The sequence below is a fragment of the Escherichia sp. MR genome, assembly GCF_005280595.1.
Lineage (GTDB): Bacteria > Pseudomonadota > Gammaproteobacteria > Enterobacterales > Enterobacteriaceae > Escherichia > Escherichia ruysiae.
On sequence record NZ_SZVK01000004.1, the window covers coordinates 106,487 to 133,121 of the forward strand.

The window sequence follows — 26,635 nt, forward strand, 5'->3', positions numbered from 1 at the left end:
TCTCTCCTTGATTAATATCCAGTGACTGGCCGATCGGCCATTACGCCGATCTAGTGCTTGCTGTAAACCACACGTAATCCATACCCTTGCACGCCATCTTGTTTTTGGGCACCAAATTTCTGCACGGCTTCTTCGTTAGTGGCAGGGATGACAATATCTTCATTGCTGGTATTTGTTTGGGCGCCGGTGTAGCCGTTAACGCTTTGCCCGGTAAATTCCCACTGGTAGTCGTATTGCGTCATTTCCTCTTCCGTCAGTTTTTCCGACTGCTGGAAAACGCCATCTTTGTTGGCATCGCGCCACAAAACAAAGCGGTAGGCGTTATCCACAGGCAAATGCTCTTTCTCATTGTCGATAAGATTGACGGGATTAGTCGCAGATACACAGTAGATAAACGCATTAACATCATTCCCTCCCGCACCAAGGAATGTCACATCCACATAGTTGCTGTCGTCATACGGAGCAGCTTTTGCTTTCCAACGGAAAGTGCCGGGTAACGTACTGGAGAGTGTGACGGTTCCTTTTTCTTTATCTTGTTTGGCGATAAAGACGCAGGGATTCTCGGTTGAACAGGGTTTATTGGTGAGCGTGACTTTTTTATCCTGCGCATCGTAAAGCTGCGGGGAAAGGTTATCTTCTGGCAGTGTATTGCCGTTGCGGTCAGTGTCATCACCGAAGCTGTCAGTGACGTCGAGATCCATCACCACGCCATCAACGCCGTCTGCCTGGGCGCTGGCTTCGTGGCTGTGATTGTTCTCTTCAGGTACATCCGCAATATTGTTGACGATCAGCTCAATTTTACGGTCTTGCTGCACGGTGATTTCCACCACACCGGAATTCTGCCGATTACCCTTTTCATCCTCCAGCGCCAACCGTACCCGCCAGGTATTCAGCTTTTCCTGCTCTGCTTTATCGGAACTGTACTGCCAGGCGGGCAGCACCAGATTCCAGTGGTTGTTGTTACCTTCAGTGATGGTATTCGCTTTAACAACAGGCATGACCAGCGTGCGGGCAGCGTTATTTTTCGCCTGCCACGAGGCGGAAATAATTTTGTAATGATGGTTGATCAGCGCGTTGATGGTCCATTTACATTTTTCCAGTCCAACCGCTTCTTCTGGCGTGTCTTTAATCACACATTCCGGGTGCTCATTGGTGGCGTCCGCTTTAAGCCACAAGGTGACATCAAGTGGGTCTTTTTCTTTGTATTCCAGCACGATAAAGTTATTACGTTCGACGAAGTCATGGCGGCTCCCCATCAGCGAGTGAGCGACTTTGACGTTATCGCTATTCAGTTGATCTTTTAGCGGAACACCGAACTGATAATTAATCGTGGCGTTAACACTAAGATCACTGTTATCTCCAGTGCCTGCTTTATAGTCCGCCCCGACTGTCAATAACGGAACTGGTTGATAGTTCATGCCGAGCGTCACTGCATAGGGATCTTTTTCTAAATTATCGGTGCCGAACAACGCAACTTCGTCACCATAATATTGCTCGAAAACAACTTTGCCCCCCAACTGTGGATAAGAAGGTAGCCAGGCTTCCGCACGAACATCCCAACCACGCGCAGGTCGTTCTAAATAGAAGTCGAAATCTTTTGAATCTTTCCAGTCAGAAAGTGGATGATAATAGTTACCAGAAAGTTTTAAATAATCCGTCCAGGCTTCAGTCCCTAACCCTAAACGGCGATGTCCACGAGTGAAATCATAATCATAAAATATATTTCCACCCAATAACCATTTATCTAAATTATGTCTAACGCCGAAGCCAATATTACCTATCGTGCGTTCCTCTTTACGTTGAGCGGATAACTGGCTGAAATAAACACTTTTTTGAGAATCATATAAAGGAACAAAATAGTCGATTGAACTGCCGTCCAGCGAGCCATCCTGACCGATAGAAAGATTCGAACGGACTTTACCGTATGGAGAAAGCGCACCTTCGATATAAGACTGTGCAGATGAGGTGATTTGCCCTTGCAGATAGCTTCTTGCTTGAGATTCCAGAGCTTCTGGGGTCAGGTTCTCAAATCCCTGCTGGGCGGATTCGGCGACGTAGTTGACACCACGCTCTTTCAAGGATTTACCTTTATTATTTTGTTCTTCTTGTAAGGCAGCTTCGCTTCCCAAATCCGGTAATGAAGAGTCACTTTGCTTAACATTTATCTCTGGTGTCGCATAAGCAGCACCAGAGATAAAAATTAGCATAAAATAGCGTATCCATCGCAACATGCCTTTTCCCTGTAACGATTTTATAATCTGAAATCAGCTTCGGCATTGTATTCCAGATAGTTCAGATATTACACACCAGAAATGCTAAATATATTCTTAAAGTTATAACAATGGGAGTTTGTTCACTCTAATTACGTGTTAAGCTAATAGAAATTGGTTCATTATATTTATACCGGGAATATATAAAAGAAAACATATATTCCCGTGATATTAAGCAGTGGTAAATTCAACGCGCTTTTTAGAAATTAAACCGTGTCCATTCTGGCAGAAATAATCCACCGCGCCACAGGCTTTTAATACCTGTAACGGCTGATGACAGTCAGGGCAAAGCGCCTGAACAGTGAAATCTTTATCGCAAGTTGTGCAGTGAGCCGTCTCGCCATTGCGTTCGAGAGGGTTTTGGCAGACAGGGCAGTTGAGTTCCATATTTGTTCCTCGCGATTGGTTGGGTTTCTCTTCCTGGATGGCAAGAGAAACCCAATAAGTAATTACTTACTTTTCTTAATGTGAAACACAAAAACAACTAAAAACATTTGATTTTAAATGATTTTCTAACAGCTGTCTTTCCATTGGGTACACCCTTGTGTACACATAAAATTGACACTTTATCGATTTTTTGCTTGTTTTTTGCTCCATGCTAAAATCTCTGAGGCATCGAACATTACTCGCCTCTCACCCATTTTAACTGGCTTTGGAAAATCAGGTCTCATCTTCCATCGCTGTAATGTACTTTTGCTAACAGCAAGAAAATCGGCTACCTTTTGCACACTCACGTATCCTTGGCTTGGAATATCAGAGCTGGTGACATCATTCTCCAGTTCTATCCTTGCCTCTTCATGAAAACCAGCCTTCTTTGAAGGTATTTTATGCGGTTTCTCCCGCGCTTTATCTTTTACAGGGTCAGACTCAATTCTGAGCTTTTTGTGTATCTTAAGAGGATGTTTTTTGGCTGGTGGCTCAGGCGTCGGCTCTGGTGGTAAATAGTAATAGTAAGCCCTCACTAAATCTTCTGGTGTCAGTACACCGTAACTCATTGTTTCACGATCCGGACGTAGTTCCAGTACCCCAAATCTAAGCAACTTGTCCATTTCTGCGCTTGTTATTTCGAAGTGTTCTGGCTGATGCAACCGAAGCTGGTAAGTTAACGCTTCTCTGGCTTCTTCAATATCATATTCGGAATGAGGAAAATGTGGCTTGCGAATCATCTATCCACCTGAATATCTATCCAAGCATTAATACAAAAGTAAACAATATAAGTTATAATACAAATAGTAAGTAGTTATCTAGCAATTGGAGTAAGAAATTACATATGGATATGACCATGCAAGAAATACGGACGGATCTAAACCTCTCCCCCAACTATCCGGAAGAAAACCCTTTGCTGGTGGATAATATAACGGAAGAGGTCAGTAACGAAGACATTCGACAACGTCTAGGAATAGATTCTGATTGGATGGATGCGGTAGACACTAGCCAGATAATTTGAGTTCAAGCAATCAACAACGCCCTACAGGTCGTTGTTGATTGTACGTATTTTCGCCACCCGCTCGTTGATTCGTGGTGACCAGTATATTGACTCATACTTGATCTAACCACCAGTAAAGAGCAATATACATATATCTACGCATCGTTAAGAGATAAAAAATGGCTAAAGTTAGTGATAAAAAACAAAGCCAAATTTTTATTAACAGAGTGTACAATGAAAAACATATACAGCACTGTTAAACTTCTTTTGAAAGTTCAATTATACCTGCTGTATTCTTGCCATTTTCCCAACATCGATTAGTCCAAAACACCCCTTTCATGTTCATTGTCTTAATATCAATCACTCGTAATCTGGCTGCACCTTCGTAAAAGCTAGTATCAGTTATTGAAGGTGTATCATTGAAAACTTTAAACATGTATACAAGTTCAAAACTATCATCTTCAGCCCTTACAACCTTACAGTAATTTGAGTAAGTTCTCCCTATTGTGGTATTTCCTTTCATTTTAATTGAAAAAAAATCAGCTTTAATCTCCAGTGGAAACTCAACCTTAGTTCCACCACTGTAATTTGACTCTATTTTACCTATCCATCGCCCATTAAAATCAGGGCAGAATTTATGTTTTAAATAGTCTATATAAAAATACTTCCATAAATACTTACCAAATATAAAAGCCAAAATCGTAATAGTAGTAATAGTATAAGAAACCGACTTCAAAACTGGTTGCCCGAGAAACTCCAAAAAAAACAAAAAAACAATAATAGATATTATAGTAGATATCCCATATTTTATCTTCGATGGTAAAAGCTCCCACATTCTCATGCCCTCCAGAATTTAAGTGTTTTTCTTCTTACTGTACGCGCAGGTTTTACTATTACATGTATAGTTTTAAATCCTATTATTGCCCCATTATGTAAAATCATACATTCCATAGTATGAGACCCCGTATACGAAGTGCCTCGTTTATGACTTTCACTAGGTTTACCTGTGACTGCGTGTCCAATATCATTAGCATCATTTGCTTGTGAGCCAATATTTCTGACTGTCCATTGCGCACTAGAATAGATATTAAAATCATAATGATTACGGATTGTAAAAGTTAGTGAATCCCCTTTATTAACAGTCAATCTATCAGTAATTATTGTTTCAACATGATTACCATTTTTATCATATCTACAAACTGAGATTTCAGGAACATTAACTACCGCAGGCAGACCAGTGCTACCTGTAGCAGAATCTAATGATATTTGTGGGAAGTAATGTTGGAAAAGATTTGAAAAATGGGCTCCCCTTTTAATATCATCGGACTTAATGCAGCTAAGGCATACTTGCTTTAATTCATCAAGTTTTTGATGTGCAAAGCACTCAGCATCTTGAGGCATGGAAATTAAGTTGCTATTATTTAAAGGATTTCTAACTATTAATGTAGATTCTAGTTCCTCGCAAATACTTAACGCCGTATATATAAAACAATCATCTTCTCGCACATGCTGTTTCATATGCTGGGCTACCAAAACATTAATAGCTAATGAGGGTATTTTTTTAAACCCGGTGTTTTGCCACTTTACATTTACCCAAGCTTTGAAGTATCGAACGAGTCGCTTCATTAAAGCTCTGTCAGATTTGTCTTTATAATAATTTGTAATCCAATCCTGAATAGCTTTTGGATCACTGTCACTCCAGCCTTTGTCTGTCGCTAATTTTATCTTAGTATCTGTTTTATAATAAATAGGAGTATCAACAGTAAGAAAAGTAGAGAACTTTAGTCCTTCACAAGCATTTTTTGACTCTTGCAGTTTTGCTTCATTATTAATGGAACAATAAGACAATAGTGCATCCCTCAGCGTTTCCTTAACATCTTTAGAATCAACCCCCTCATTTTCAGCATCGAAAAATAAATATACGCCGATATCGATATCATATGATGAAAACTTATCTACCGGTTTTATCAGCGTATGGCTTTTATATGAACCTTGTAACCAAAATCGCACATCACAGTCAAACGCTTCCTTTAACTCTTGTCTTAGAAATTCTATTAACTCATTTTTCTTTGCAATACCTTTAGATAATATAACTTCAGATAATTGAGTTCTCTGATGAAGTGTGTTTTCTGTATTTGTATCAGCATAAAAAAGGTCACTGCAATTCATATTATTTCCTTTATCGATCGCTTTCAAAGCCAAGGGTAAGAAGCTCTACATCTACACTAGATTACTTATCCAATATGAATCGTGTAGTAGCATTCATCATAAGTCATAGCTTAGTGCTCCTATCTTGATTACCCAGTCACCTGTTTAACAAAAATATCACATTCAAACAAGTAGCCACTATAGATTGTTGATTTCTCCGTCAACAATCATATGTCTCATTATATACCAACCAATTAACGTCCTACTATGTCAGTAATGTTAGCTTTGACCCATAGCCGATTGTTAAGAGTGTTTGCGTCAGGTCAACAATAGTGTTAGATCGAGTACAAATCAGTACTCATGAGGCTACTCATCGTTTAGTACATCCAATTTTAGCCACCTAAAATGCTTTCTAACGCTGTTTTTTTGTCGATATGTATTCTTCACCACTTCACACCGAAAACCTCAAATATCGCTCCTATTACGATTTTTCGCTGACTGGGATTTTTACGCGTCGAGAATAGGTAAAACAGCCAAAAAACGCTTACAGTGTTGACGTTACGTTGCAGGTTTTCGGGCTTTCAGCAATACAATTGTAAGCATCTATACCATTGTTTTTTCCTGTTATTTTTCTTTTTTCCGCCATAATATTGGTTGTTTTTTATACGTCAATTTTTCTATAAGAGTGAATCCTAAACATTGATATTTCTATGGGGTTGCCCTTCATCAAAATTGCGTTTTTTCTAAGACTGTTGATTTTTCATTGAGCTACGCGGATACGCCGCCTCTGGCGGCTTTCTCCCGCGGCAGGTCTTAATCGTCGAATGCGAGTCGCCGCCTTTGGCGGCTTTCTCGCTACTGACGTTTAAGGAGATTATGTTGTGGTTTAATGACTATTTTTGATTAAAAAAAACACAAACGGTCGCAAAACTCTACTACTAATAGTAACTGCGCATCCTTCTCTCTCTGGATATGTTCAAGCGTGCTTTTCTCAGCACCAGCAACAGCGGTTTACTTCTTAACAATTCACAAAGCGTTATCGCCTTCGGTGAGTACTGTCTGGCTTGTAGCGCCTTTCTACGCTCTACCTCTGCGGCTTTTCTGAGGGCTAGCGTTTGTAAGTTGTGGTATGTTTTATCGCTACATGTAACGATGATTGGTTTCACATGTGATCGTTCGAGTGAGTCAGCCAGTGTTCGCTGTATCCTGCGGCGCTGTGCTGGTCTTTTTGCTTTTGACGCTTCAAGTTTCAACTGCGTACGCCGTACTTCAAAGTATCCTGCTGCTTCTGGGGTTATGATCTGCGATGCGTGCGTTGTCCAATTACTGGATGACGCCCATACGGACATTGATAACCAGTCGTACGGGCTTTTTTCTGCTCTGGCATTAAACTCCTTAAGTTTAGTTTTACCTTTTGTAAGGTACGATAGGACCTCAAAGCTGTATACAACTCTAACATTTTGATTTTCAATTAAATTACGGCGACCCTCATATGGCTGGCGCTTTACCCACGCAACCAGCAAGTCTCTCGCTGTATTCTCATCTGGAACTTTCACAATCATGTGTAAATGTAGGGTATCCTGAAACGCTGCCCACTCAACGCAATATATCCACGGAATACTGCGTCTCGTCAGCGAGCGTGTGAATGTGGTTATCGCCGTTTTAAACGTTTCCGGCGTAATGCACTGTGCTGGGCGTAAGGTCAGCATATATGCGTTTCCACCTTGTGTAGCATCCAGATCGATAGAGAGTAGACGTCTTTTGAAGGCTCTAAGCCTGTCAATCGAAAAAGCCACTTTGCGCTTTCTGATGTGGCTGTTTGGGCATGTTTTCTTTCTTTGCCTGTTTTGGTTGCGTGGTTTCATGTAAGCGTCAACAAATGCACCACGCTTGCGCACGATGTGTTGTTCAGCGCGATCCCCGTGATATAATTTCATTGCAAATATGTTCCTAAAATTACCCGCCTGGCAGGGCGGGTTTTTTTATGTCTTACAGGTACTTTTCCCCAATTGCTCGCGTTACCTCTGAGAACGACGATTCAGACACGTCCCCTCTGATCCCCCTAAGTATTCGTAACGCAGACTCAACCTTGCGTAATATCTTCGTGTATCTTGCATTGGTGCGCCATATACAAAGCGTTCCCGCTTTGTCGAGTCGATATTTTACCAAATCCCTTTCTGGAATGTGATATGCACCATCCATTCGCTGTTCGACGGGAACTCCCCAATCATTACGTAACAGTGTTAAAACACGGCTGCGCTCATGTCCACCAGCAGCAGATAAGTATCTATCAAATTGGGCTGGGGTGAGGCTATGACCATCTAACAGAATATCGCGGATCTGTGCGGTAGCTTGGTTTCGTGTTAATACTTCCATCATTCGCCCCTTACAGAAATCGGGCTGCGAATTGGTCGAGATCTGCAACCAACCATACTCTGCGCTTTCTGCCGTTGATAGATTGGATGGTGCAAGTCGGAAAAGCTGGAATGTAACGCTTATATTGGTAAAAGCGTGATAGACAAACGCCAAGATATTGCGCGGACTCTCGCGCGGTAAGGTAATTTTCCATAAAAACGATCCATGTTTATGTTTAGTTCACATTATGGGGCATCCTGCCCCATAAATACTGTACATAATTTTTTCAATTATCCCAAGTCTACAACAAAAAAAATTCCCGCGTAGCAATCCCTATAGTTCGCCCTTGTTCTGTTTCAATTTCATATACGCTAGCTCCACACAAGCTGTATCGCCACCATAATTTCGATCTCCAGCTAATTACAGTTACTATATTTTCTCATGGGGACGACGTTGTAATCTTCACCACTTTCCAGCGTAACCAGCAGTTCAGCCCACTGCTCCAACGCAGCTTTTCTCTCTTCAAAATAGTGGTGGCGATTATAAATACCTTCAACACCGGGTATTTTATGATTAAGACATCTTTCAGCTATTACAGGATCAATCCCCAATGCTGCCATCTGGGTACGCATCGTACGTCGTAAGTCATGAATGCTAAATGGCTCAACATCAGGCATCTCTTTTAATACTGAAGGCAAAACCATATTCAGCGTACTGCGACTAACGTGCGATGTAGTCCTCCCCCTCCTTGCCGGAATTAACCAGCGGCTATTACCAGCAAACAAACGGATTTCCTTGATCCACTCGATAACAGGATCAGCTAGCGGGATGTCTATCTCCTCACCATTTTTTGCTCGATCAGCAGGAAAATGCCAAACCTTTTCATCAAGATTAAACTCCGACCACTCGGCAGCGCATAATTCCATCTTGCGAACACCTAGTGCGAGAATGATTTTAAACGTTAATTCGTTCTCTCTGCTAATCCCCCGCCCCTTACGCAGAGCTTTAAAAAACATTACTAGCTCCTCACGCGTAAGTGCTCGCTTACGCCCTTGCTCTTTCCCACCTGCATCTTTTGAACTAAATGAAATCGCGGGGTTTACTTCAATCATCCCGCGTACAACAGCATAATCAAAAAGACGCTTAAGCATTCTTAGCACGTCATTCGCAACTGTAGGAGAACCACGCTCTAATACATCCTGCAAAACATAGTCGATATGTTTCGGGCGTACATCCTCAATTTTCATTTTGCCGATAGATGCGACAATGTTTTTTTGTAAGCTACTGCGAAATAGCTCCGGATGCTTGTAAGTGGGTTCTATCTGCCGCGAGTAATACTCAACAGCTAAATCTGATACTCGTTTTGCGTTCTTTTGCGCTTCAATCTTTTCCAATGCTTCAGCTTTTCGCTTCTGTTTCTCTCCTGCTACGTCATAACCAAGAGACACACGGGCTGCCAGTTCTCTGGCGACCTCTCTTGCTTTTGCAAGAGAGAAATCAGTATACGAACCAATCAGCACAACTCGTGATTTTCCGCCTAACTTGTAACGAAAGCGCCAGTTAGGGAATTTGTCACTTTTCCTAAATCGAAGATAAAGCCCGTTTCCGTCTGCCTTACCTTCGAATCTCTCATCGGCTTTAATCCAAGCTTTGATTTGTAGGTCAGTTAATTTTGCCATTACGAACACCTGAATACGTTACATCGGGTACGCAAAGCCATCGTCACCGTGTACCCAATTTCTAACACCGTGTACCCAAACCACAAGAACCTCTCTTTGGGCACACTTTTGTGTACACAATATCTTGCATCTTTATGAACTGTTATGACAACTAGTGATAATAAAAAAGCCCGCAACATGCGGGCTTATAAGGTTTTGTAGTGTTTAGTGAATCGTGATGATTCGTTATTTGCTTTTCTTAATGTGCTTCATCAGACGCTTACGTTTACGCATCTGGGTCGGCGTCAGAGTGTTACGCTTGTTCGCATACGGGTTTTCCCCTTCTTTGAACTGAATACGAATCGGCGTACCCATCACGTCCAGAGATTTGCGGAAGTAGTTCATCAGGTAACGTTTGTACGAGTCAGGCAGGTCTTTCACCTGGTTGCCGTGAATCACCACAATCGGCGGGTTATAACCACCGGCGTGGGCATATTTCAGCTTCACACGACGACCGCGTACCAGCGGCGGTTGGTGATCTTCAACAGCCATCGTCATGATGCGCGTCAGCATAGAGGTCCCCACACGACGGGTGGAGCTGTCATACGCTTCACGTACTGATTCAAACAGGTTACCAACACCGCTACCGTGCAATGCAGAAATAAAATGCACACGGGCGAAGTCGATAAAGCCCAGACGGAAGTCCAGCGTCTCTTTCACCTGCTCTTTCACTTCCTGGCTCAGGCCGTCCCACTTGTTCACCACAATCACAAGTGAGCGCCCGCTATTGAGAATAAAGCCAAGCAGGGAGAGATCCTGATCGGAAATACCTTCGCGTGCGTCAATCACCAACATCACAACGTTGGCATCTTCAATCGCCTGCAATGTTTTGATTACCGAGAACTTCTCTACCGCATCAGTAATTTTTCCGCGTTTACGCACGCCCGCAGTATCAATGAGTACATACTCACGTCCGTCACGTTCCATCGGAATGTAGATACTGTCACGCGTCGTGCCTGGCATGTCGTAAACCACGACGCGCTCTTCACCCAGGATACGGTTAGTGAGTGTAGACTTACCGACGTTTGGACGACCAACAATCGCCAGTTTGATCGGCAGACTTTGCGGGTCGAAGTCGTCTTCCTCTTCTTCTTCACCGTTCTCTTCCGCTTCAAATTGCGCCCAGTATTCAGCGTCTTCGTCGACTTCTTCTTGCGGTGCGAGATCTTCCATCCACGGCAGCAGCACGTGCTCCAGCAGACTTAATACGCCACGACCATGCGAAGCGGCAATTGGGTAAATTTCACCTAAACCAAGTGAATAAAAATCAACAATTGCTTGATCCGGGTCCAGTCCATCGGTTTTGTTCGCCACCAGGAAGGTTGGCTTTTCACGGGAACGCAAATGTTTGGCAATGGCTTCATCCGCAGGCATCAGACCCGCGCGCGCATCGACCATAAACAGTACGACGTCCGCCTCTTCAATCGCCAGCAGCGATTGTTCCGCCATGCGGGTTTCTACACCGTCTTCTGTACCGTCAATCCCGCCGGTATCAATACAGATAAACTCGCGGCCTTCAATTTCCGCACGACCGTACTTACGGTCACGAGTCAGACCCGGGAAATCCGCAACCAGCGCATCTCGGGTGCGAGTTAGACGGTTAAATAACGTGGATTTTCCTACGTTAGGGCGCCCGACAAGCGCGACCACAGGTACCATGTTTAAAGCCTCATTTTTATAAATCATCAGACAACGCACGCTATATTCGCGTCGTTGTTAAAAACAGGAAAACGGCCCCTGTCCAGGAGCCGTTTTCAAAGTGAACGACAGAGACGATTAACGTGTAATAGAGTACACGGTTCCGTCTTTTGCCTGGATCAGCAGTTTGCCGTCAGCGGCAACCGGTTCAGTCTGGAAACCGGAACTATCAACTTTTTGCTGGGCAACGAAACGACCATCTTCGACGTTAATCCAGTGCAGATAACCTTCACTGTCACCTACCACCAGATTGCCATTATACAGCACCGGCGAAGTCAGCAGGCGATGCAGCAGATCGCTTTGTGTCCACAGCGTAACGCCGCCATCAATGGTCAACGCCATCACCCGGTCATTTTGATCGACCAGATAGATGCGATTGCCGTCGACGATGAAATCATTCACCGAACCCAGTTCGCGTTTCCACATAATCTGACCACTGCGCAAATCAAGCGCCGTCAGGTTACCATTATAGGCCAGCGCGAAAACAACACCGTTCACAACTACAGGCGTAGTATCAACATCGCTCAGACGGTCAATTTCGGTAGAACCCGTCGCCTGGGAGATACGCTGTTGCCAAATCATCTGTCCCTGCTGCATCAACACAGCACTGACGCGACCATTATCGCCACCAACGACTGCCGCACCAAATGCGGTTGCTGGCGCAGACTCGCCACGCAGAGAGAGCGAAGGCATATCAAGGTTAACGGTCCATTTAACAGCGCCATCAGCTTCGTTCAGCGCCTGCAACTGGCCGTTGCTGGTGTGAATCAACACCAGACCATCGCTGACCACCGGGCGAGAAAGTGCTTCACCCGCTACTTTGGTTTGCCATGCCACAGTACCATCGCTGGTATTCAGCGCGTAAACCTGCGCTTTTTCGCTGCCAATATAGACATGACCACCTGCGACGGTCACGCCGCCGGAAAGTAATGCCGGCTCTTTAGATAACCAGCCATCTTTTTCAGCCAGGCTGACAGACCAGATTTCTTTACCGTCATCCGCATTCATCGCCTTTACCAAACCAGCGCGATCGGCTGCATAGACAACGTTATCCGCCAGTGCCGGATGAAGATTAGAGTAGAAGTTACCAATGCCGCTACCAACGGAAGTGCTCCACGCCGTGGTCGGCGTAAACTGGTTTTCAACGGTCGGCAATGGGGACATCTTGACCACATCTTCTTCACTGTTAAACAGCGAACAGCCGCTTAAAAGGGTAACGGAAAGCACTCCTGGCAGCAGTAATTTACGCAATTGCATCGGGTCCCTCTCAGATGGACAAATTATTAATTTTCATCTGCATCATTTCACTCAGTGCCGGGGTCACATCGCTTTTCACGCCTGCTTCCCACGCACTACGCGCACCTTGCTTATCACCTTTGCTCAGTAATGCTTCACCACGCAAGTCGGCAACAATAGCAGCCCAACCTTCACCTTTAATGGTATCGAGGGTTTTCAGCGCGGCATCAGTCTGCTTGAGCTGCACCTGAACTCGGGCAAGACGCAGATTTATCACGGCTTTGAGATTTTCATCGCTCGTGTCCGCCAACCCTTGTTGCAATTGAGCGGCGGCTTTCTCTAGTTCATTTTTGTCAACAAATTGCTGCGCAAGTTCCAAAGAAGCCAGCGCGCCGTAAGTATTTTTATTTTCAGCAGCGAATTTTTCCGCCGCTGGGATGCTGTCAGGTTTGCCTTCGCTAACTGCGGTAACCGCATTTTGATAGGCAAGAGAAGCGGAGCGTGCAGACTCAACCTGATGGCTGTTCCAGTAGCGCCAGCCAATCAGTGCGCCAACGCCTAAAATCACCCCAACAGCCAGTGCCTTTCCATTTTCAGCAAAAAAGCGTTTAACCGCTTCAACCTGGTCGTTTTCGTTCTCGTAAATTTCCACGCTGTCCTTCTCCTTCCTTAACTCAGTAACGTGTGCAAATGCGCGGCTACGCTATCCTGCGCAACTGCCGTTTGCTCACCAGAGCGCAAATCCTTCACTACTGCCGTACCATTAGCCACTTCGGACTCACCCAGCACCACAGCAACGCGGGCACCCCATTTATCAGCGCGGGCAAACTGTTTCTTAAAGTTGCCGCCGCCGTGGTTGGTCATCAGTTTCACGCCCGGTAATTCATCACGCAGACGCTCTGCTAATGCCATAGCCGCAGATTGTGTATCAGTACCCGAAGCCACCAGGTATATATCGACAACAGGATCGGCTTTAAATTCCGGATTAACTGCCTGAACTAACAACACCAAACGTTCCAGGCCCATCGCAAAACCGACTGCCGGTGTGGCGCGACCGCCCAGTTGTTCCACAAGACCGTCATAACGACCGCCTGCGCACACGGTGCCCTGGGAACCGAGGCTGTTAGTGACCCATTCGAAAACGGTACGATTGTAGTAATCCAGACCACGCACCAGACGCTGGTTTACGGTATAGGCAATACCTGCGCTCTCAAGCAGTTTGCACAAACCGTCAAAATGCTCGCGAGACTCCTCATCCAGATAATCGCCCAACGCCGGAGCGTCGTTGAGAAGCGCCTGCACTTCCGGATTTTTAGAATCCAGCACACGCAGCGGGTTGGTATACATGCGACGTTTGCAGTCTTCGTCCAGTTTTTCTTTATGCTGTTCAAGGAACGCAACCAGCGCATCGCGGTAATTGGCACGTGCTTCCAGCGAACCGATAGAGTTCAGCTCAAGAGTTACGTGTTCGGAGATACCCAGCGCGCGCCACCAGCGGGCAGTGAGCATAATCAGTTCGGCGTCGATATCGGGGCCTTGCAAACCGAAAACTTCGCACCCCAACTGATGGAACTGACGATAACGCCCTTTCTGCGGACGCTCGTGACGGAACATCGGCCCGATATACCACAGACGCTGTTCCTGATTGTACAGAAGACCATGCTCGATGCCGGCGCGTACACAGCCCGCCGTCCCTTCAGGGCGCAAAGTCAGGCTGTCGCCATTGCGATCCTCAAAGGTGTACATCTCTTTTTCAACCACGTCGGTGACTTCACCAATCGCACGTTTGAATAGCGGGGTCTGCTCTACAATCGGCAAGCGGATTTCACTGTAACCGTAGCTGCCGAGCACGTTTTTCAGTGTGCCTTCAATGCGCTGCCAGATGGCCGTTTCGCCAGGCAGGTAATCGTTCATGCCGCGAATGGCTTGAATGTTTTTTGCCACGTTTATTCTCTTTCTGAATATAAAAATGAACCCTCAACGCTTCCCTCAATGTTTCGGGAGCCATGCGGGTTCAATCATACACGGGAAGCGAGGCGCTTCCCATCACGTTATTATTTTTCAACCTGCTGAACGTCAATTCGACGCGCTTCGTCCAGTTGGCTGGCTTTCGCACGAATGCGTGCTTCCAGCTGGTCGATCATGTCGTTGTTGTCCAGACGGTCTTTGCGCACGCCATCTTCATAGAGGCCGCTTTTCTTGTTGCCGCCCGTAACGCCAAGCGTAGAAACCAGCGCCTCGCCCGGGCCATTCACCACGCAGCCAATAATCGAAACGTCCATCGGGGTAATGATATCTTCCAGACGTTGCTCCAGAGCGTTAACCGTACCGATAACGTCAAATTCCTGACGCGAGCAGGTCGGGCAGGCGATGAAGTTGATGCCGCGCGAACGGATGCGCAGCGATTTCAAAATATCAAAACCGACTTTGATCTCTTCGACCGGATCAGCCGCCAGCGAGACGCGCAGTGTGTCGCCAATACCTTCCGACAACAGCAGACCTAAACCAATAGCCGATTTCACCGCCCCGCTGCGTGCGCCACCGGCTTCGGTGATCCCCAGGTGCAGCGGCTGATCGATCTGTTTTGCCAGCAGACGATAAGACTCAACGGCGAGGAAAACGTCAGACGCTTTCACGCTGACCTTGAATTGTTCAAAGTTCAGACGATCGAGATGATCAACATGGCGCATGGCAGATTCCAGCAGCGCCTGCGGCGTCGGTTCGCCATACTTTTCTTGCAGATCTTTTTCCAGCGATCCGGCGTTAACACCAATACGAATCGGAATGTTTTTATCGCGCGCACAGTCAACCACCATGCGAATGCGTTCTTCATTACCGATATTGCCAGGGTTAATGCGCAGACAGTCAACACCGTATTCCGCTACTTTCAGCGCAATGCGATAGTCGAAGTGGATGTCGGCTACCAGCGGCACGTTAACCTGCTGCTTGATGAGCTTGAACGCTTCTGCCGCGTCCATCGTCGGTACAGAGACGCGAACGATATCAGCGCCGACACGTTCCAGCGCCTTAATTTGATTGACCGTAGCTTCGACATCTGTCGTACGCGTATTGGTCATGGACTGTACGGCGATGGGTGCACCATCGCCAATCGGCACATTCCCAACGTAAATACGTGTTGATTTTCTACGTTGAATTGGAGCCTGGTTATGCATGAAAAATCTCCCGCGTTACCCGTCTGTTACTGCGCCGGTGATTGTTCGGCATTGAGGGTCAGACGCGCAACCTGGTTAGTTCTGATAAAACGACTCAGATCGACAGGTTTCCCTTGATACTGGATCTGCACTGCAGCTGGGGCACCAATTTTCAGTTTATACGGTGCCTGACCGCTTAAATTCAAATTACCGCCTTTACGCTGCATCCCGCTAAACAGTTTTTTGCCGGTAGAATCGGTGACTTCCAGCCAGCAATCAGCAGTAAAGTTCATCACCAGCGCATTAGGATCAGCCGCTGGAGTGGTCACGCCAGCCTGATCGATTGGCAACGGCGCTGCGCCAACTGGCGTTGTTGTTGCGACCGGAGCCGCTGGTGTAGTAGCCGCGATATCAACATTTGCCTGTGAAGGAGGAACAACTGCGTCCTGCTGCGGCGCTACAGCGGGTGCTGGCGTCGTCACGGCTGGCGTTTGCGTGTTCGTGGCGGTGGAATCTACAGCCGCAGGCGATATAGTCGTCTGGGTTTCGGTAGCAGACGTATCTAACGGTACACTCTGGCTCTGGTTATTATTCAGCTCCGCAGTGGATTGATCAGCCATAGTGCTGATCTCTTCCTGCTGGGCTTTGTGATCCTGCCACCACCAGGCGCCGCTCAGGCCAATCACCACAAACAGCACCAGCCAGGTGAAAGTCATCAGCCAGCCATCGCGTTTTTTGCGGCGTTTGCCGAGGGAAAAACTCTGCATTGGCGCAACTTTTGCCGCCCGCAGTGGTGCCTGCTTTTCCAGTCCCGGCAGCAGTTCTTCTTCCGGAATATGAACCAGACGCGCATAAGAGCGGATATACCCGCGCAAGAATGTTGAAGCAAGATCGGCTGGCGCCTTATCTTCTTCAATGTCGCGTACCGTGGAAACCTTCAAACAAAGTCGTTCGGCAACGGCTTGCTGGCTAAGTCCAAGTTGTTCACGGGCATTACGCAAGCGAGCGCCGGTGGTAAGTGCTTCATTTTGGTCGTGCGTGGCTTCAGTATTCATTCGCTGCAGGTACGTTTAAAAGAGAATTGGGATGCCGGTGAACCATCACGCCCACCCACACCGCGAAACATCCGTAAAGTTAACCTTTATCATACAGTATAAGACTGTCTGTGTGCTCGTGACAAAGCCCACATGAATCAAAGCTAACTTACTGTTGCATCGTTACATACTGCCTTAAAGTCAGCAAAAACGCACCGTTAATATTGATCAGACAATTGCAACTTAATGCTACATTCATAAAACATTACGCCACGGTACATAAAGTAACCGTGGCGTAATAACTATCAGACCGTTTTAATGTCGATAGCTTCACCCTGCATCCGTTTACGCAGAGTACGTTTAGTACGGTCAATGACATCACCTGCCAGCTGACCACAGGCGGCGTCGATATCATCACCACGAGTTTTACGCACAATGGTGGTGAAACCGTAGCTCATCAGCACTTTTGAGAAACGGTCGATACGGCTGTTCGAACTGCGTCCATACGGCGCGCCGGGGAACGGGTTCCATGGGATCAGGTTAATCTTACACGGCGTATCTTTCAGCAGTTCAGCCAGTTGGTGCGCATGTTCAGTGCCATCGTTAACGTGGTCAAGCATCACGTACTCGATAGTGACGCGCCCCTGGTTCGCATTGGATTTCTCCAGATAACGGCGCACTGCAGCAAGGAACGTTTCGATATTGTACTTTTTGTTGATTGGTACAATTTCGTCACGAATTTCGTCGTTCGGCGCGTGCAGGGAAATTGCCAGTGCAACGTCAATCATATCGCCCAGTTTATCCAGCGCCGGAACTACACCGGAAGTGGAAAGCGTCACGCGACGTTTAGACAGGCCAAAACCGAAATCATCAAGCATGATTTCCATCGCCGGAACGACATTGTTCAGGTTGAGCAGCGGCTCGCCCATACCCATCATCACTACGTTAGTGATCGGACGCTGACCGGTGACTTTTGCTGCGCCGACGATTTTCGCCGCACGCCACACCTGGCCGATAATTTCCGACACCCGCAGGTTGCGGTTAAAGCCCTGCTGGGCGGTGGAACAGAATTTACACTCCAGCGCACACCCCACCTGCGAGGAGACGCAAAGCGTGGCGCGGTCGTCTTCCGGGATATACACCGTTTCGACGCGCTGATCGCCAACGGCAATCGCCCATTTAATGGTGCCGTCAGATGAACGCTGTTCTTCAACCACTTCCGGTGCGCGGATTTCCGCCACCTCTTTCAGTTTGCCACGCAACACTTTGTTGATGTCGGTCATCTCATCAAAGTTGTCGCAGCAATAGTGATACATCCACTTCATCACCTGATCGGCGCGGAAGGGTTTTTCACCTAAATCTTTAAAAAACTCCCGCATCTGCTGACGGTTGAGATCCAGCAGGTTGATTTTTCCATCTTTCGTGGTGACGTTTTCAGGTGTGACTAATTGTTCAGACATATGCTATTCCGGCCTCGTTATTACACGTTATGGCCCCTGGAGGGTTGAAAAAAGAAACGCCCCGGTGAGCGGCTGCTCGTCCGGGGGCGCTGCATTGTACAAATTCTGGCGCACGGATGCCACGTTTGCACGCGGCATTTACGAAATTATTAACGAGTGCGCGGGCACACTTCGCCTTCACCGAAGAAGTAGGCGATTTCGCGAGCGGCAGATTCTACGGAATCAGAACCGTGAGTGCCGTTTTCGGTCAGGCTGTCAGCGTAGTCTGCGCGCAGAGTTCCCGCCAGAGCGTTCGCCGGGTTGGTCGCGCCCAGCAGATCGCGGTGACGCTGAACGGCGTTTTCACCTTCCAGCACGGAAACGACGATCGGACCAGAGGTCATGAACTCAACCAGACCATCAAAGAACGGTTTCCCATCGTGTTCAGCATAAAAGCCACGAGCCTGTTCAACGGTCAGGTGCAGCATTTTGGTGCCGACAATTTTGAACCCTGCAGCTTCAAAGCGCGCAAAGATATTACCAATGACGTTTTTTGCTACCGCGTTCGGTTTGATGATGGAAAAAGTACGTTCAATAGCCATTTTTACCTCTGTAAATTATTCTGTTGTTGTCTGTACCAGCGTACGAGATGGCGCGGATTATAATGAGCAACAGAGCCGTTGACCATTGACGAAGGTAACATTTTTTTAAAATAAACCTAGTTTAAGCAACAAACATGGTGAAAACAGACTATTGCATAACAAATCTCACTGTCGCTACCTGCCCCACTTCATCCATTACCAGCAATTGATAATCGCCTTTTTCCGTTAAATGCAGAGTCACACTGCGCCCACGTTCAGCTAACGGTTCGCCATTCAGAAACCACCAGCGTTCTCCGGCACCACCGCTGGATTGCACCGGCAAAGTCGCTTCCGCCGCACCAGGTAAACGCTTGATAATGGCGCCATCACGGATGCCAGTCAGTTGCAGCGGGAGTTGGGCGTCGTGACCATACGGTGGGCAAATTGTCGAGACCGCTGGCAAGCGTGCGGCACGGCGTTCCGATGCGGGCAGCCAGGGTTCCAGCGGTAGTGGCCAGACATTCATCATTTCTTGTCGCGCCTGTGGGCAATCGGCGGCGACGCGTTTGCCATTTTCATCCAGCCAGATGGGAAAGCGGATGCCATTAATCCCTTCTTGCTCTGGCAGTAACAGGGTTGGCGGCTGGCTTCCATCCAATAACCAGGTTGCCAGACGACGACGGCAATTACTGTCACCCACGGGCAAAGACTGCCCACCTGGCCAACAGATAACACCACGAGTGACGGAGTTCGGGCGCGGATCTTCCGGCAGATTTGCACTGCGTGACAGTAAGATATTATTGACCTGATTCATCAACGGTACGGCGCTGGCAAAACCAAACTGACCGACAACGGGCGTGCCATCCGGTCTGCCAGTCCAGATCCCAATGACATAGCGAGCGTTAACCCCAATCGCCCAGGCGTCACGATAGCCATAGCTGGTGCCCGTTTTCCATGCCAGTGGGGCGACGCGCGGCAAGGCACTATCCGGCAAGGGTTGCGCTTCATCAGCCATAATCCGGCGAATGATCCACGCAGCCCCCGACGACATTAAAGGCCGTTCAAGCAGCGGATCGTCAGGCTGTAAGCGCAATTTGCCTGCCTTGCCGTGGCGAGCAAACGCGGTATACGCTGCCGCTATATCTTCCAGTTTTGCACCCGCGCCGCCGAGAATGAGCGAAAGATTCGGCGTAGCACCGTTGGGCAAATATAACGGCAATCCAACATTGCGTAACTTTGCCGCAAACCGTTTCGGTCCATAGGCTTCCAGCACCTGCACAGCAGGTAAGTTCAGCGATCGCACCAGCGCCTCACTCATGCTGATCGGGCCATGAAAACCGCTATCAAAGTTACCTGGTCGGTAATCACCGGTGCGCCGGGGGACGTCTTGCAACAGTGATGCCGGGTGGATCAAGCCTTCATCCAGCGCCAGTCCATAAACAAACGGTTTGAGCACCGATCCTGGCGATCGGATCGCATTGACCATATCGACATGACCAAAGCGTGAATCATCGTTGAGATCAACCGATCCCACCCAGCCGCGAACACGCATATCGGTATGATCAATCACGATCATCGCGAGTGAACTGCGCGGTGGTAATCGTCCTTTCCAGTTTTGTGCCAGTTCTTCCAGACTCCTCTGAAGACCGGCATCCAGCGTAGTAACGATTTTGTCGCTTTTGCTTTTACCGAGCATCATCCGTGAAAACAGCGGTGCCAGTTGCGGCATTTGTCGGGGTGCCAGCCAGATGGGTTCTTCCCTTGACTCTTTTACCTGCTCACGGGACCACACACCTTGCGCAGCCATCCGTTCGAGCACTTTATTACGCGCGGCTTCGGCACGTTCCGGCCAGCGATCCGGGCGAAGACGGCTGGGCGCTTGCGGCAAAACAGCCAGCATTGCCGCCTCGGAATAGCTTAAATTCTCAGGCGATTTTCCGAGATATGCCCAACTTGCCGCACCGATCCCCTGCAACGTACCGCCAAACGGAGCGCGGTTAAGATACAAGGTCAGAATTTCACGCTTAGACAGATGCCACTCCAGTTGCAACGCGCGCCAGAGCTGGCGAATTTTACCGCCAAACGTTTTGGGGTGAGGATCAAGCAGACGAGCAACCTGCATAGTGAGCGTGCTCCCGCCGGAGATAACTCGACCAGAAGTCAGATCCTGCCAGGCAGCGCGCGCCACCGAGAACGGGTTTACGCCTGGATGCTTCCAGAACCAGCGATCTTCGTAATTGATCAGTGCTTCAAGGTAACGCGGAGAAACATCTTCGATAGTCACGGGATAACGCCAGATACCGTCAGCATCGGCGAAACGCCAGAGCGGCGTACCATCCTGCGCCACGACCACACGTGCGGGATTGACTTCATGCAGCGGCAGAGGCCAGAGTTTATCTGCTCCCCACGCCGCCAGAATGATAATAAAGGGCGCGGCTGCCAGCGTTATCCAGCAGCCGCGTTTACTTAACAGACGAGGCATTTACGGTCTGACAATCAACAGATCTTCAGCCGCGCCGGTCGCCCGCCATTGAGGAACATACATCGATTCCACCATCGGCTGCGGCACCTGATACGTTCCCGGCGTCACCGCCCGCGCCAGATATACCAGTGTAACCGGCTGGTATTCATCAACGGCAACCGCCGCCACAAAGCGATCATCACGAAACTCAATGTGCTTAATGCTCGCCTGCTGCATTTGATTAAGCAGGTTTTGCACTTCGCTACCACTTTGCTCCAGACTGGCGTTGCCGTTAGCCAGGTTCTGGTTTTCCAGCTCCAGACCCGCTGGCAGCAAATCAACCACCAGCGCATCTGGCACGCTGTTACTGGCTTTTACCTGCAACCAGACCAGTACCAAATCACCGCTACGTAACGAGTCCAGCGATTTGCTCTTACCGTCAGTACCAAGAATATGGCGCTCGATTTGCAGCACATTACTCGCAGGTAAAGGTGCGGATTGCGGATAACCGCTGGCATCCACACGCAGCCATAACGGCTGGTCGCCACTGTTGGTCACCTGCAAAGTTGCAAGTTGATCGCTATGCAGATTGCTGTTTTGCGTTTTCTCGCCAGTCAGCGGCTCGGCAGAGAAAGAGGTTTGCACCTGCCATTTACCCGGTAAATCCTGTATCGAACGGGCAGCCAGGAACAACGAGTTACTTTCCTGCGTCGATAGCCAGCGTTCACCAAACGCCTGCTGCGAAAGCGTGTTCAGCAAAGTGTACTGCTCATCGGGTAGCAGTTTATTTTCTTCCAGCAAGGAGAGCATTAACGCGTTGTCGCGCAGTGGGCTACCGTAATCGCCCAGCCATTTCCGCTCATCATTACGCGGCGTTTTCAGCGCCAGCGCAATCGCTTCTTCACCACGCGTCGCATCACCCATGGTTTTCAGCGCAACGCCAAGTTGCAGCAGCGGTAAACCAGAAGCGGCATCTGCACGATGCTCCCAGATTTCACGCAGCGCACCCAGCGGAGCCTTTTGCTGACGGGACAACACCAGCGCAGCGTAAGACTGTACGGCGAATTTACTGGCTTTGAGATTATCGGCGTAAGGGATCGACATCATGCCCGGATCTTGTAAATAGAGCAGCAGACGCTCATTCCCTTGGTTAATGGCTTCTGTCGGCACGCTGTAACCCTGCTCACCTGCGCGAACCAGGAAATCCATCACATAAGCCGTCAGCCAGTACTCTTCGTCGCTGTATTTATCCCATAGCGCAAAACCGCCATTATCGCGTTGCATTTGCAGCAAGCGGGAAATGCCAATATCAACTGCCGCACGGCGTTTATCATCACTGTCGCCTTTGATGCCCAACGCCTGTAGCTGGGCTGCATTGGTATAGAGCGACGGGAACAGACCGCTGGTGGTTTGCTCCAGACAGCCGTACGGATATGCTTTTAACTCTTTGATATAACGTGCAATGTTCAGCGGTGGCTTGCCGCTCAACAACAATTGCCCTTCCAGCGTAACAGGCGAGAAGTTTTGCAGTCCGCCAGCCGGAATCGCCCATGTTTCACCAGGCTGCAACACCGTACCATAATTGACTGTTTGTGCCGGGAATGCCGGACGGACGCCAATTTTCCACTGCTTATGCTGATCGGCAACGGTTTCTCCTGGCAAATTCAGGCCACTGATAGTCGCCTGAATTTCACCATCGCCATAACCCGGCAATGCTCGCACCGGGATAAACAGCGTGGTTCGCACGCCTGGCGCTAATTCAACAGGTGCGGGTGAATCGCTTACCAGTTCAACCAAGCCGCTGGCGGTCAGGGCAACGTTCATTTTTTGCGGTTTATCAGTAAGATTAGTGATATCCAGCGTCAGACGCGAAGTGTCGCCACTCGCCATAAAGCGCGGCATGTTCAGTTCGGCTATCACCGGTGCAGCAACAATCACTTTGCTTTCGTTGCTGCCGAAGTCATCTGCCGTCCAGGCTTGCGCCATGACGCGCAATTCACCGTTAAAATCGCCAATCGGCAGTGTAACCGTACCTTCGCCCTGTTCGTTGAGCGTTACCGGCTGTGCCTGTTGCGCGACAATATTGACGTGATTGACCGGTGGCTTACCACCACGTTTCCGTTCATCGCCATCGCCACCAAAACGCAGTGCTGCCAGGCGTCCCTGTCCTTCAATGACCTGACCGTAAATATCGTATATGTCTGCGCCATAGCGTTTCTGACCGAAGAACCCCTGCCACGGATCTGGCGTAACGTAATCAGTAATATTCAACACACCGCTATCAACGGCAGACACCAGCACATTCACCTGTTTTGGCATCTCACCATTTTTATTGCTGGCTTTGATTTTCACAGTTAATGGCTGATTGGGGCGCATTTTTGCCGGTGTTTCCAGCGCCAGATCAAGACGACGGTTTTCATCGCCAAGCGGCAAATGCAACACACCAACCGCACGTTTTGGCGTCGCGGAGCGAGATTTATCGCCAGGACGCACCACCAGCGTACTCAAATAAAGATCATGACGATTCCAGGTTTTATCGACCGGAATCGTCAGATCCAGCCCTTGTGCCGGAACATCAATCTCTTGCCACCACAGCGGCCCTTCACTGGACTCAACCATCGCGTAGCCTTTACCCGCCGTTGGCGCGGCAATATGCAACTTAATGGTATCGCCAGGGCGATAACTGGCTTTATCCAGTTTCATCGTGACGCGATCTGGACGCACCGCACCGCCACCGTCGCTGTTGTCCTGCCAGCTATAGCCAGCCCAGAAACGCACACTACTGACCGCTTCATTCGGCGCTTTGACTTCCAGACGATAAGCGCCCCACTCTACCGGAAAACTGACCTTACCGGTTTCATCCGCCTGAAGATCCAGCGTTTGTTCATTTTCGATCAGATCTTTTTGATCAAACTGAGACTGCCAGCCTTCATCTTCTGACCAGTTCCAGAAGTAATCACGGCGTTCGCGAATCAGACGCACCTGCAAGCCCGACACGGCTTTTTTCACGCCCTGCGCATCGCTATAAACGATATCAAAAGCGGCATTGCTGCCTTCATCAACAATGGGTTGTTTTACAGTCGTGTCAGTACGGTAATTGTAAACCGATTTCGAGGCGAACTGCGGGCGGATCCCCGGCAATGCATCGGCAGGCCAAATAGCCTGTTCAGCACGGCGCGTCACCGGGCGACCACCCGATTCCAGCAAACTCCCCTGGAGAATAACCTGCAATGGGGAATGCGTTTCCTTCCACTGGCTTTCTGTAGATACTTCGCCGCGCCCTTTATCATCCAGCGTCAACTGAACTTCATCCAGCGTGCGGGAAAGGTTTTCGGCAGCGATATCGCCAAATTCGAAGCCAGGTAATGCAGAAACCGCTTCACGCAGAGGGCGCAGGAAAAGCTGCCCTTGTAATGTGTTGCCGTTCGCGGGCGCACCATAAAGGTAGTAGCCCACTACGGAGAATTTCACTTCATCTTTCGGCGCTAACGGGGTTTTCTCGCCAGTCAGATTCAACGCCATGCGCTCTGGCATAAAATCTTCGACGTGGAAATCCCACATCTGATACTGGTTATCGCCAGTGTTAGCGCGAATATGCCACATGCCGGTTGCCGCACTGCTATCCAGTTGCCAGGTAAAGTGATAGAGGCCATTCTCCGGCTGACTAACGACACTACGCAGTACCTGCCCGTCAGGTTTAATCACGTCTAACTTGATGGGTTGATCCGGCAGAGCTTTACCGTCTGCATCACGCAGTAAGCCGTTGAGGATTACTGTTTCACCCGGGCGATAAAGATCGCGCGGACCAAACATAAAGAACTGTTTGCTATAACCCGGTGCACCAGCAATGTTAAATTCCGCTAAGTCCAGCGCCGGAAGTTTTAAATCGAGCAGAGTTGTCTGACCGTCTTTACGCGCCAGCAGTAATGCGGCGTTTTTATCGTTTTCCAGCTGTACATGACCCTGTGCATCACTGGTCGCCTGAGTCAGAATCTGCCCTTTCTCATTTAATAACGAAACTTCAATTCCTTGCTGAGCCGCGCCGTTTTCCAGGCTTTGGGTAAAGATATCCAGACGATTGTGATACCGGTGAGCCGATACGCCAATGTCGCTTAACGTAAATAGCGTTGCAGGATTGCTGTAATCGTAACGTCCGGCCTGATTCATCACAGCCAGATACACGCCCGCCTGCTGAAGCGGTTTGATATCACCCAGCGGCAGCAATAATTTTTCACGGGTATTACGCGCAGGATTGAGATCAAAACGTCCGGTGTAAACAAGATCCGCCATCTGCAGCAATTTGTCAGATTGCCAGTTCGCCAGCGAATTGCGGTATTCCCATTGGCTAATGAATGCTGGCAGAGATTCGGGTTTAACACGGAAGAAGTTAACATCGACATTGTTAACGTTGAGCGCCATTACCGGCAGTCCTTCAACGACTTTTCCAGGCAGCAGCGAACCACGGCTGGCAAAACCGACGCTGGGTTGAATATCGCGGGTGGTGATCGTTTTTTCGTAATCTTTACTGAAGGTTGCGTTATTGAGCGCCTTCATTTCCTGCCCAATAGTCACGATCAAATCACGTTTAGGTTCGAGGTGGCGTAAACGCAGCTCTTTAAGATTATCTGACAGCTCCCAGGCACCATCCACTTTACCGCTCTTTTTATCGACGACATGAACAACACGCGAGAAATCCTGATCCGGGTCGAGGGGGATAGAGAAAGTCAGCACCAGCGTGGCTGCACCATCGAGTTGAACCTCAGAGAGATCAAGCAATGTCAGTGTCTTACCGGCACTCTGTTGTGCCAGCTTTTGCCTCTCCGGTGCAGAGAGTTTTGCAGAACTCGCGTTTTCCGAAGATGTACCTTTAGCAGCTTCAGAAGGGGTATCTTTTTTCACCGCTGTTGGCGCGTTATCGTTGTTGTCGCACCCTGCCAGCGCCAGCATTAACATGCAGGCGGCTATGCGTAACTTTTTCATTTATCATCCCTGCCACAATGGCCCGTTAGCAACGTCGAATAATTATTATGCGTGAGAATTAGCGGTATGTAATTCAGTATCACGTCCACAGAATCTGAATTTTGGTGATAAATGTGGCTCAGGCAGCCAAATCAGCC

At 48.4% G+C, this 26,635-nt stretch carries 19 protein-coding genes; 1 reads left to right on the top strand and 18 read right to left on the bottom strand.

The genetic code is table 11. The features are described from left to right. Window positions 1-50: 50 nt before the first annotated feature. From sinH to FC814_RS03280, 3 genes are all read right to left on the bottom strand, one after another. Window positions 51-2,231: an intimin-like inverse autotransporter SinH gene (gene sinH / locus FC814_RS03270; protein WP_137325508.1), complete on the bottom strand. Its 2,181-nt coding sequence runs from the start codon at window positions 2,229-2,231 to the stop codon at window positions 51-53. A 210-nt stretch (window positions 2,232-2,441) separates the two neighbouring features. Beyond that, complete coding sequence (locus FC814_RS03275) at window positions 2,442-2,657, bottom strand: zinc ribbon domain-containing protein (protein ID WP_000422358.1); 216 nt, start codon at window positions 2,655-2,657, stop codon at window positions 2,442-2,444. Between the two features lie 179 nt (window positions 2,658-2,836). Beyond that, complete coding sequence (locus FC814_RS03280; protein WP_137325509.1) at window positions 2,837-3,436, bottom strand: AlpA family transcriptional regulator; 600 nt, start codon at window positions 3,434-3,436, stop codon at window positions 2,837-2,839. Between the two features lie 104 nt (window positions 3,437-3,540). Between FC814_RS03280 and FC814_RS22800 the strand changes: the two genes are divergently transcribed. Next, on the top strand, window positions 3,541-3,717 hold the full coding sequence (locus FC814_RS22800) for a hypothetical protein (RefSeq protein WP_063856356.1): 177 nt from the start codon (window positions 3,541-3,543) through the stop codon (window positions 3,715-3,717). A 235-nt stretch (window positions 3,718-3,952) separates the two neighbouring features. On the opposite strand, the gene FC814_RS03285 is transcribed toward FC814_RS22800, so the two are convergent. From FC814_RS03285 to yfhM, 15 genes are all read right to left on the bottom strand, one after another. Next, window positions 3,953-4,531, bottom strand: coding sequence for a hypothetical protein (locus tag FC814_RS03285; RefSeq protein ID WP_042336081.1), 579 nt, complete (start codon window positions 4,529-4,531; stop codon window positions 3,953-3,955). A 2-nt stretch (window positions 4,532-4,533) separates the two neighbouring features. After that, on the bottom strand, window positions 4,534-5,865 hold the full coding sequence (locus tag FC814_RS03290; RefSeq protein ID WP_137325510.1) for a cyclic GMP-AMP synthase DncV-like nucleotidyltransferase: 1,332 nt from the start codon (window positions 5,863-5,865) through the stop codon (window positions 4,534-4,536). Window positions 5,866-6,782: 917 nt separating this feature from the next. Further along, the gene (locus tag FC814_RS03295) at window positions 6,783-7,781 is read right to left on the bottom strand and encodes a hypothetical protein (RefSeq protein ID WP_000780855.1); all 999 of its coding nucleotides are present in this window, start codon (window positions 7,779-7,781) and stop codon (window positions 6,783-6,785) included. 52 nt (window positions 7,782-7,833) lie between these two features. Beyond that, window positions 7,834-8,223, bottom strand: a complete 390-nt coding sequence (locus FC814_RS03300) for a hypothetical protein (RefSeq protein ID WP_224394355.1) — start codon at window positions 8,221-8,223, stop codon at window positions 7,834-7,836. 392 nt (window positions 8,224-8,615) lie between these two features. Then, complete coding sequence (locus FC814_RS03310; RefSeq protein WP_001096655.1) at window positions 8,616-9,878, bottom strand: site-specific integrase; 1,263 nt, start codon at window positions 9,876-9,878, stop codon at window positions 8,616-8,618. A 225-nt stretch (window positions 9,879-10,103) separates the two neighbouring features. Next, the gene (gene der / locus FC814_RS03315; RefSeq protein WP_024165069.1) at window positions 10,104-11,576 is read right to left on the bottom strand and encodes a ribosome biogenesis GTPase Der; all 1,473 of its coding nucleotides are present in this window, start codon (window positions 11,574-11,576) and stop codon (window positions 10,104-10,106) included. A 117-nt stretch (window positions 11,577-11,693) separates the two neighbouring features. Further along, window positions 11,694-12,872 carry an outer membrane protein assembly factor BamB gene (gene bamB, locus FC814_RS03320; RefSeq protein ID WP_001177080.1) on the bottom strand — a complete coding sequence of 393 codons (1,179 nt, stop codon included), beginning with the start codon at window positions 12,870-12,872 and terminating at the stop codon, window positions 11,694-11,696. A gap of 10 nt (window positions 12,873-12,882) precedes the next feature. Beyond that, the gene (yfgM, locus tag FC814_RS03325) at window positions 12,883-13,503 is read right to left on the bottom strand and encodes an ancillary SecYEG translocon subunit YfgM (RefSeq protein ID WP_000409213.1); all 621 of its coding nucleotides are present in this window, start codon (window positions 13,501-13,503) and stop codon (window positions 12,883-12,885) included. A 17-nt stretch (window positions 13,504-13,520) separates the two neighbouring features. Continuing rightward, the gene (gene hisS / locus FC814_RS03330; RefSeq protein WP_001107176.1) at window positions 13,521-14,795 is read right to left on the bottom strand and encodes a histidine--tRNA ligase; all 1,275 of its coding nucleotides are present in this window, start codon (window positions 14,793-14,795) and stop codon (window positions 13,521-13,523) included. A gap of 110 nt (window positions 14,796-14,905) precedes the next feature. Next, on the bottom strand, window positions 14,906-16,024 hold the full coding sequence (ispG, locus tag FC814_RS03335; RefSeq protein WP_000551813.1) for a flavodoxin-dependent (E)-4-hydroxy-3-methylbut-2-enyl-diphosphate synthase: 1,119 nt from the start codon (window positions 16,022-16,024) through the stop codon (window positions 14,906-14,908). A 26-nt stretch (window positions 16,025-16,050) separates the two neighbouring features. After that, window positions 16,051-17,058: a cytoskeleton protein RodZ gene (rodZ, locus tag FC814_RS03340; RefSeq protein ID WP_137325511.1), complete on the bottom strand. Its 1,008-nt coding sequence runs from the start codon at window positions 17,056-17,058 to the stop codon at window positions 16,051-16,053. 284 nt (window positions 17,059-17,342) lie between these two features. Beyond that, window positions 17,343-18,497: a bifunctional tRNA (adenosine(37)-C2)-methyltransferase TrmG/ribosomal RNA large subunit methyltransferase RlmN gene (locus tag FC814_RS03345; protein ID WP_000003318.1), complete on the bottom strand. Its 1,155-nt coding sequence runs from the start codon at window positions 18,495-18,497 to the stop codon at window positions 17,343-17,345. Window positions 18,498-18,646: 149 nt separating this feature from the next. Further along, on the bottom strand, window positions 18,647-19,078 hold the full coding sequence (gene ndk / locus FC814_RS03350) for a nucleoside-diphosphate kinase (RefSeq protein ID WP_000963837.1): 432 nt from the start codon (window positions 19,076-19,078) through the stop codon (window positions 18,647-18,649). A 148-nt stretch (window positions 19,079-19,226) separates the two neighbouring features. Beyond that, entirely contained in the window at window positions 19,227-21,539 is a 2,313-nt protein-coding gene (gene pbpC, locus FC814_RS03355; RefSeq protein ID WP_137325512.1) for a peptidoglycan glycosyltransferase PbpC, read from the bottom strand. Then, complete coding sequence (gene yfhM / locus FC814_RS03360; protein WP_137325513.1) at window positions 21,540-26,498, bottom strand: alpha2-macroglobulin; 4,959 nt, start codon at window positions 26,496-26,498, stop codon at window positions 21,540-21,542. Between the last annotated feature and the right edge of the window lie 137 nt (window positions 26,499-26,635).

What these genes read in the sequence shown, in the direction of transcription:
- sinH (WP_137325508.1), bottom strand. Translation starts at nt 2,231, where the DNA reads ATGTTGCGATGGATACGCTATTTTATGCTAATTTTTATCTCTGGTGCT.
- FC814_RS03275 (WP_000422358.1), bottom strand. Translation starts at nt 2,657, where the DNA reads ATGGAACTCAACTGCCCTGTCTGCCAAAACCCTCTCGAACGCAATGGC.
- FC814_RS03280 (WP_137325509.1), bottom strand. Translation starts at nt 3,436, where the DNA reads ATGATTCGCAAGCCACATTTTCCTCATTCCGAATATGATATTGAAGAA.
- FC814_RS22800 (WP_063856356.1), top strand. Translation starts at nt 3,541, where the DNA reads ATGGATATGACCATGCAAGAAATACGGACGGATCTAAACCTCTCCCCC.
- FC814_RS03285 (WP_042336081.1), bottom strand. Translation starts at nt 4,531, where the DNA reads ATGTGGGAGCTTTTACCATCGAAGATAAAATATGGGATATCTACTATA.
- FC814_RS03290 (WP_137325510.1), bottom strand. Translation starts at nt 5,865, where the DNA reads ATGAATTGCAGTGACCTTTTTTATGCTGATACAAATACAGAAAACACA.
- FC814_RS03295 (WP_000780855.1), bottom strand. Translation starts at nt 7,781, where the DNA reads ATGAAATTATATCACGGGGATCGCGCTGAACAACACATCGTGCGCAAG.
- FC814_RS03300 (WP_224394355.1), bottom strand. Translation starts at nt 8,223, where the DNA reads ATGATGGAAGTATTAACACGAAACCAAGCTACCGCACAGATCCGCGAT.
- FC814_RS03310 (WP_001096655.1), bottom strand. Translation starts at nt 9,878, where the DNA reads ATGGCAAAATTAACTGACCTACAAATCAAAGCTTGGATTAAAGCCGAT.
- der (WP_024165069.1), bottom strand. Translation starts at nt 11,576, where the DNA reads ATGGTACCTGTGGTCGCGCTTGTCGGGCGCCCTAACGTAGGAAAATCC.
- bamB (WP_001177080.1), bottom strand. Translation starts at nt 12,872, where the DNA reads ATGCAATTGCGTAAATTACTGCTGCCAGGAGTGCTTTCCGTTACCCTT.
- ispG (WP_000551813.1), bottom strand. Translation starts at nt 16,024, where the DNA reads ATGCATAACCAGGCTCCAATTCAACGTAGAAAATCAACACGTATTTAC.
- rodZ (WP_137325511.1), bottom strand. Translation starts at nt 17,058, where the DNA reads ATGAATACTGAAGCCACGCACGACCAAAATGAAGCACTTACCACCGGC.
- FC814_RS03345 (WP_000003318.1), bottom strand. Translation starts at nt 18,497, where the DNA reads ATGTCTGAACAATTAGTCACACCTGAAAACGTCACCACGAAAGATGGA.
- ndk (WP_000963837.1), bottom strand. Translation starts at nt 19,078, where the DNA reads ATGGCTATTGAACGTACTTTTTCCATCATCAAACCGAACGCGGTAGCA.
- pbpC (WP_137325512.1), bottom strand. Translation starts at nt 21,539, where the DNA reads ATGCCTCGTCTGTTAAGTAAACGCGGCTGCTGGATAACGCTGGCAGCC.
- yfhM (WP_137325513.1), bottom strand. Translation starts at nt 26,498, where the DNA reads ATGAAAAAGTTACGCATAGCCGCCTGCATGTTAATGCTGGCGCTGGCA.